Genomic DNA, 6,947 nt, shown 5'->3' on the forward strand with positions numbered 1-6,947 from the left:
TCTTCCCCTTCGGTTATGCCCCGATGACCAGGGCGGAGTTGAACCCACCGATGCCCCGGGACAAGACCAGGACGTTGGTGATGTGATGGCGCGCGGTCTCACCGCGCAGGTCGATCCCCAGGGACTCGTCCGCCTCGACGTTGACGGTCGGGGGGATCGTCTGGTCACGGATGGCGAGTGCCGCCATGGCGATGTCGAGCGAGGCGGTGCCGCAGCCCATCCGGCCCGTCGCCGCCTTGGGCGCGGCGACCGGGATGGAGCGCGATCCGAAGACGTCCACCAGGGCGGCGGCCTCGGCGCGGTCGGCCTGCCTGGTGCCGGCCGCGTCGGCGAGGACGAGGCTGATGTCGCGGGGGCGAAGCCCCGCCGCGTCGAGCGCGAGGCGGATGGCCCGGCCCAGGCCCGTCCCCGGGTCGTCCCGCACACCGTCCACCGTCGCCCCGTGGCCGAGCACCGCCGCGTAGTGGCCGTCGGCCTCGGACCGCAGTACGAGATGGGCCCCGCCCTCGCCGTTGACCCAGCCGTCGGCCCGCTCGTCGAACGGGAGGTAGGCGGTGCGCGGGTCGGCGGACCGCGACAGCTGACCGGTCGAGGTGTGCGCGACACGTCCCCAGGGACACATGGTGCTGTCCACCGATCCGGTGAGCATGATCTGGTTCCCCCGTGCCAGGCGGCGCGCGGCGAGGGCGACGGCGTCCAGGCCGCCGGCGTCGTCGGCGACGATCACGCCGCTGTGGCCCTGGCAGCCGTGCCGGATCGAGATCTGGCCGGTGTTCACCGCGTAGAACCAGGCGTAGGACTGATGGGTGCTGACGTACTTGGGGCCTTTGGACCACAGGTTCTGCAGTTCCTTCTGCCCGAACGCGTAACCGCCCGCGGTGGACGCGGTCATGACGCCGATGTCGAGCGGGTCGACCCCGTCCAGGTCGATGCCGCTGTCCTCGAACGCCCCGGCCGCCGCGACCAGCGACATCTGTGTCATCCGGTCGGTGGCCGGCAGGAGCCGGCTTGGCAGCCCCTTCGGGTCAAAATCAAGGACCTCGCCGCTGACGGGATTGTCGTACGGGGTGGAGTCGAACGAACGGGTCGCCCCCAGACCGCTGCACCCGTCGAGGAGGGCCTCCCAGTGCTCCTCCCGGCTCGGACCCAGAGGGGAGACGACGTCGATTCCGCTGATGTGTACGGTCATGCCGCACTCTCCGGATCCGCCAGAACCATGGCACTCTGGAATCCGCCGAAGCCGCTGCCGGTCGTCAGGATCCTGTTGGTCGGTTGCTTCCTGGCATGGAGCGGGACGTAGTCCAGATCGAGTTCCGGGTCCGGCTCGGTGAGGTTGGCGGTCGGCGGGATCACGTCGTGGCGCAGCGCCAGGGCGCAGGCGGCGATCTCCAGGGAGCCGATGGCCCCCAGCGAGTGACCGATCATCGACTTGATGGAGCTGATGGGCACGTGGTGGGCGGCGGCGCCGAGGGACGCCTTCAGCGCGGCGGTCTCGTGCCGGTCGTTCTGCTTCGTCCCGCTGCCGTGGGCATTGACGTAGTCGAGTTGGCCCGGATCGATGCGGGCCTGGCCGAGGGCGGCGGTGACGGCCTTCGCCAGCTCGCGTCCCTCCGGCCTGAGTCCGGTCATGTGGTAGGCGTTGCAGCGACTGGCGTATCCCATGACCTCGCCGTAGACGCGCGCGCCGCGGCGCAGCACGGACTCCTCCGACTCCAGGACGAACATCGCACTGCCTTCTCCCAGGACGAAGCCGGACCGTGTCGCGTCGAACGGCCGCGAGGCGGTCTCCGGACTGTCGTTGTAGGTCGATGTCGCCTTGATCGTGTCGAAACAGGCGATGGTGATGGGAGAGATGGGCGCGTCGGTGGCACCGCAGACGACCGAGTCCAGCACACCGTCCTGGACGAGCTCCCACGCGTTGCCCACGGCGTCGATCCCGGACGTGCAGCCGGTCGAGACGACGCCGCTCTGCCCGGTGATGCCGAGGTCCTGGGCGATGCCACTGGCGAACGAACTGGGCACGAAGTACGAGTAGAGCTCGGCGGGGGAGTCGGGGGCCACGTCCCAGAGCTCGCCGTCCTTGCTCAGCCGCCGGTAGACCTCCTCCAGCTTGGTCGTGGCGCCGACGGCGGAGCCGACCATCACCCCGGCGCGCCCGGGAGGGCAGGTGCCCGCCCATTGCGCGTCCTCGACCGCTTCACGGGCGGCGACCAGGGCGAACTGGGCCGCGCGGTCCAGCTCCACGGCCTGCCGCTCGGACAGTCCCGCGGCTTCGGCGTGGAAGTCGACCTCAGCGGCCACCCGGGACCTGAACGGCTCCGGATCACAGAGGCTGAGGCGGCGGGTGGCGGTACGCCCCTGGGTCAGGAGTTCCCAGAAGCTGTCGCGCCCGACGGCTCCGGGCGCGACGACCCCGACCCCGGTGATGAAGACCCGGTGGCTCATCGCTCGGCCTGCCAGTGGTAGAAGCGCTCCGCCATGGCGTCCTTGGGCGACCGCCAGTCGGGGGCGTAGGCGTCGATGTACGGCCTGAGGTCGTTGCTGATCCCGATGAACCGCGGATCAGACTTGGCCGCCTCGACCGCGCCGGTGCCGTCGGGGGTCTCGAAGTCCTGCAAGTGGAAGTAGAGGCCGCGGTACCGGAAGAGTTCGCGGCGCAGGGTGCCCATCCGCGCGGGCATGTCGGTGGCGTCGAAGCGCGTGAAGATGTCTGCGACCGCGCCCGCATGACCGGGGTCCATCCGGGCGACGATGAGTGAGCTGAACAAGGGTTCCTCCTCTGGTTACGCGGCGGGCTCTCCGAGCCAGCAGCTGAGTGAAGGGAGCAGTCCGTCGGACTGGTGGCCTGCCCAAGCGATGTGGCCGTCCGGCCGGACGAAGAGGTTCGGGGGCGTGGCCGGGCCGCTCGTCCGGTGCGGTTTCCTCGGCCGCGCGCGCACCACGCGCAACCGCCGCCGCCACGGCGCGGCGGCCGACGCCACCGAGTCGTCGTCCGTGAGGAGGACCAGCAGGGCTGATCCGTGCCGGAGTTCCCCGACGACGTCGTCGCCGGTCCCGGCCACGTCGAACACGTCCGGTGCCAGCCGCCCGCCCACCGGTGGCAGGGCGCCCGGGACGCCCATGTCGTAGCGGATGTCCAGTCCGCTGACGCTGTCGGCCAGCCGGGTCGACACCTCCGGGATGTCCAGGAGCCGCCGCAGGACCTCGCGCAGCGGGTCCACCTCCGGGCCGCGCAGGAATATCTGTCCCTGGGCCGCGGTGTTGAGCAGCAGTTCCCGGCCGACCGGGTACCGCTCGCTCTGGTAGGTGTCCAGCAGGGAGTCCGGCGCGTGTCCGAGGGCCACCAGCGCCAGTTTCCAGCCGAGGTTCACCGCGTCCTGGATCGAGACGTTCATCCCCTGGCCGCCGGCCGGCAGGTGCGTGTGGGCGCTGTCGCCGACGAGCAGCGCGCGCCCGGAGCGGTACGACTCCACGAGGGACGAGGCGTCCGAGAAGGAACTGGCCCACAGGCACTCGCCGTCCGCCAGCGGCTTGCCGACGACGTTCTCGTAGGCGGCCCTGATGTCGGCATGGGTGACGGGGGTGCCCTGCGGGCGCGCCGGCTGGGAGAAGTCGCAGACGATGACCCGTTCCGTCCCGTCACCCAGCGGCGCCGACATGACCATGCCTTTTTCGTGCTTGACCCCGAAGGGCTCGTCGGGCAGGCCACAGCCCCGCAGATCGCCCAGGAGCATCTGCACGGAAGGGGGAGTGCGGTGGACCGGCATGCCGATCGCCTCGCGTACCCCACTGGCCGCTCCGTCGCAGCCGACCACGTAGTCCGCCTCGACGACCCGCGGCCCGGCCGGGCCGCCGAGCACGCAGCGGTATCCCGCGCCGGTGGACGCCAGGGACTCCAGCCGCCACGGCCGCCGCACCGGGACCCCCAGTTCCTCGGCCCGGGCGGCGAGTACCCGCTCGGTCCTGGACTGCGGGTACTGGTTGGCCGGGCGCATGGTGCTGGACAGGTGGTCCCCGTCGATACTCAGACCCGCGAAGTGCACCCCCGGCACCTGGGCGAGCCCGTCGAAGCGGTCCAAGATGCCCCGCTGCTTGAAGATCTCCAGCGTGCGCACCGTGAATCCCAGCGCCCGGGACTGCCCGGTCGGGCCGGGCAGCGCGTCGATCACCAGTGGCTGGATTCCGTGCAGCGCCAGTTCGGCGCCGAGCATGAGACCTGTAGGGCCGGCTCCCACGACCAGAACCGGTACGTGCGACCGAATTTCATCTGCGGCGTGCAACGTCATGCTGCCAACGGTGCTCGGAATCGTCCGGCCGCAGTAGGGCATCAGCAGTGAGGATGGAGGTATATCCGTGCTATCGAGGGGGAGCGCTGGTGGGTTCGCTGAGGAAGGCGAGGCGCCGGCGCAGCACGGTCGCCTGGGCACCGCAGCCCTACCCCTGCCGTCCACCGACCGGTGGACCCCAGGTTCAACCGGCCGGGCGTGTCGGGCACGGTCCCCGGCCGACCAGGATCTCAGGTATGAGTCAACTCCCTGTGCGGATAGCCCGATGGAGCGCCCGGCATGCGTGGCGCGCGATTGCCGGCTGGTTCGCGTTCGTCATCCTGTGTCTCGGTGTCGGCTCCCATGCGGCCGATACCGAGGACTACCGGGTCGGTGAGGCGGGGCGAGCCGAGGCGATGGCGGCCGAAGGCGGACTGCAGACCAGGCCCACCGAACAGATCACGATCTACGCCAAGTCCGGCCCCCTGAACACGGCCACGGTCGGCTCCGTGCTCCGGGAGCTCACCGAGCGGCTTCAGCGGCTGCCCCAGGTGGACAGCGTGGCGGCTCCGGTCCGTTCCAAGGACGGCACGGTCCTCAGGGTCCCGGTGGTCCTGAAGGGCCCCGAGCTGGACGGCAGGAAGAACGTCGTCCCGCTCTTCGAACAGACGGCGGAGGTGCGCGCCGGGCACCCGGACCTGGTCGTGGAGGAGACCGGCTCCCCCTCCATCAGCAAGGGCGTCAACGACCAACGCGGGAAGGACCTCACGCTCTCCGAGCGCATCACACTGCCGGTCACGCTCATCACCCTCCTGGTCGTCTTCGGATCAGTGGTCATGGCCGGTGTGCCGATGTTGCTCGCGCTCTCCTCGATCGCCGCCGCCCTGGGGTTGTCCATGGTCGCGTCCCATGTCCTGCCCGACCCCGGTGTCGGGACCAACATGATCGTGCTCATCGGTCTGGCGGTGGGCGTCGACTACACACTCTTCTACCTCAAGCGTGAACGCGAGGAACGAGCCCGCTCCGGCGGCCGCCTCAGCGCCCCCGCAGAGCGGTCTCACCCAGGGCTCGGTCGCGGGGACCCTTCGCCGGAGGTGCTCGTTGAGAAGGTCGAACTCCATGGCCCCGGTGCCGTGCCACAGCTGAAGAAGCTGGCCGGGAGAGGGAATCTGCTGGCCGGCGACGACCAGGACGCCGTCGAAACGAACGGTGATCGTTCCGTCCTCGGTGACCTGGATGGTCTTGGTGCCGCCGCTCGTGGATACCGTTTCGACTGGCACCGTGGCCGGGAGACGGACCGTACGCAAGTGAGTCATGTCGGGAACTGTACCGAGCCGCTCCCAACCCCGGCGGACAAGTGCATTTGCTGGCCTGCTCTCCCCAGCCACCGAGACACCTGAGGCCACGCGCGGGCCGACGGATAGCCCGCGCGAAGGCCATGGAAGCGGTCTTCGGGTGGCCGCAGTACGGGCACGGCACGCTTGAACGGTGGGCCAGCCGGCCTGAGTTGGATGTCGTGGGAGGTGCCGGTGCGGTCGAGGGGCTGTTCGAGGAATGGCAGACCGACGCCGGTGAAGTCGGGCGGTCGCGGTGTGGCGCCGCCATGGGGACTGCTGGTCCGCTACCGCTCTGGGACAGCGGCTTGAGGCCGGCCGTCGAAGGGGCGGTCACCGAGATCTGCCCAGACGATCGGCTCGGACGACCACTGTGCGAGGCCGCCTTGCCGATCGAGGTCCACGGTCATTCGCGTCCTGCCGGGACCGCCCGCCCGGGCCGTCGCCATCCCCAGGACCCGCGGGTCGTTCTCCGCCATCTTCGCCTCCGGTAGTTCCAGGGCCCTTCCTAGTCGGCGTCATTCTGCCGCAACCGGACGACACAGAGGTGGAGTTCAGGCGGCACGTGCAAGCTGCCGTGGGGTCGGGCCGCGGGCCGACCTGACGGCGCCGCGCGAGGTCACGCACGTTCATGGAGGTGGTAGTCGTACCAGGCGTGCAGCTGACCGGGGTCCTGCGGCATGGTCTTCACCAGGCGCAGCAGCGGTTCACTCACCGGTTTGATGTCCTGGCAGGCCAGGGCGTCGAGGTTGGTCGTGCGCAGGGCGGCGCGTCCTGCGAGGTGTCGTTCTTCGAAGGTGCGGGCGCCGGTGAGACTGTCGGCTGCGGCAAGGTAGCGGGTGACGAAGGGGTCGATGGCCACACGGTGGGCAGCGAGATGGCGACGATAGGCCGTGCTGTCGACGGCGGCCGTGTTGGCTTCCTCCCCGTGGTGAGGGGAGGGCATCGAGGTCCAGTCGCTGAGGTGGGCGCTGAGAGTGCTGGGCTGGTCGGGCAGGTCCTCGGGGGCGTCCGGGTCGCGGTGCCAGTGTCCGTCGGCTGCTCCATGGGTGGTGCCCTCGCGCCAGTAGGGCTGGGCGAGGAAGTAGGCGAGGGCGTAGAAGCCGAGGACGTAGTCGGCCCCTCTCTGTCAGCCTTGGGTGAGACATCCTGCTTTGTCGGGTTAGCCTGAGAGGGCCCGAGTACGAGTTCCACCCCTGATGACCAGCACCAATCCGTCCGCGGCTGACCCGGCTCCCAAACCGAAGCGCCGCTCAGGACTCCGTTGGGAAATTCGCAAACCGCTGATGAACAGTTGTCCGGGCTGCCATGATCGGCCTGTTCGTCGATCGAGGGTGGGACTGGGTGT

At 69.9% G+C, this 6,947-nt stretch carries 5 protein-coding genes and 1 pseudogene; 1 reads left to right on the plus strand and 5 read right to left on the minus strand.

Translation table 11 applies throughout. The features are described from left to right. Positions 1-13: 13 nt before the first annotated feature. The 4 genes from ACIRYZ_RS42285 to ACIRYZ_RS42300 are packed head-to-tail and all read right to left on the minus strand — an operon-like array spanning position 14 to position 4,328. Positions 14-1,189, minus strand: a complete 1,176-nt coding sequence (locus ACIRYZ_RS42285; RefSeq protein WP_402953989.1) for a beta-ketoacyl synthase N-terminal-like domain-containing protein — start codon at positions 1,187-1,189, stop codon at positions 14-16. Beyond that, positions 1,186-2,445 (minus strand): beta-ketoacyl-[acyl-carrier-protein] synthase family protein, encoded by a 1,260-nt coding sequence (locus tag ACIRYZ_RS42290; protein WP_402953990.1) that lies wholly within the window; start codon positions 2,443-2,445, stop codon positions 1,186-1,188. Before ACIRYZ_RS42290 ends, ACIRYZ_RS42285 begins: the two co-directional genes overlap by 4 nt. Further along, a complete protein-coding gene (locus ACIRYZ_RS42295; protein WP_402953991.1) occupies positions 2,442-2,768 on the minus strand; it encodes a TcmI family type II polyketide cyclase in 327 nt (108 codons plus the stop codon). Before ACIRYZ_RS42295 ends, ACIRYZ_RS42290 begins: the two co-directional genes overlap by 4 nt. 15 nt (positions 2,769-2,783) lie before the next feature. Further along, on the minus strand, positions 2,784-4,328 hold the full coding sequence (locus tag ACIRYZ_RS42300) for an FAD-dependent monooxygenase (protein ID WP_402953992.1): 1,545 nt from the start codon (positions 4,326-4,328) through the stop codon (positions 2,784-2,786). 194 nt (positions 4,329-4,522) lie between these two features. On the opposite strand from ACIRYZ_RS42300, the pseudogene ACIRYZ_RS42305 reads away from it, so the two are divergent. Further along, positions 4,523-5,314: pseudogene (locus tag ACIRYZ_RS42305) on the plus strand (MMPL family transporter); the annotation flags it as partial. 904 nt (positions 5,315-6,218) lie between these two features. On the opposite strand, the gene ACIRYZ_RS42310 reads toward ACIRYZ_RS42305, so the two are convergent. After that, complete coding sequence (locus ACIRYZ_RS42310; protein WP_402953993.1) at positions 6,219-6,545, minus strand: hypothetical protein; 327 nt, start codon at positions 6,543-6,545, stop codon at positions 6,219-6,221. Between the last annotated feature and the right edge of the window lie 402 nt (positions 6,546-6,947).

It is taken from the genome of Kitasatospora sp. NPDC101155 (genome assembly GCF_044768305.1).
Lineage (GTDB): Bacteria > Actinomycetota > Actinomycetes > Streptomycetales > Streptomycetaceae > Kitasatospora.

Excerpts from the sequence above, each read along its gene's own strand:
- ACIRYZ_RS42290 (WP_402953990.1), bottom strand. The coding sequence starts at position 2,445 with ATGAGCCACCGGGTCTTCATCACCGGGGTCGGGGTCGTCGCGCCCGGA.
- ACIRYZ_RS42285 (WP_402953989.1), bottom strand. The coding sequence starts at position 1,189 with ATGACCGTACACATCAGCGGAATCGACGTCGTCTCCCCTCTGGGTCCG.
- ACIRYZ_RS42310 (WP_402953993.1), bottom strand. The coding sequence starts at position 6,545 with ATGCCCTCCCCTCACCACGGGGAGGAAGCCAACACGGCCGCCGTCGAC.
- ACIRYZ_RS42300 (WP_402953992.1), bottom strand. The coding sequence starts at position 4,328 with ATGCCCTACTGCGGCCGGACGATTCCGAGCACCGTTGGCAGCATGACG.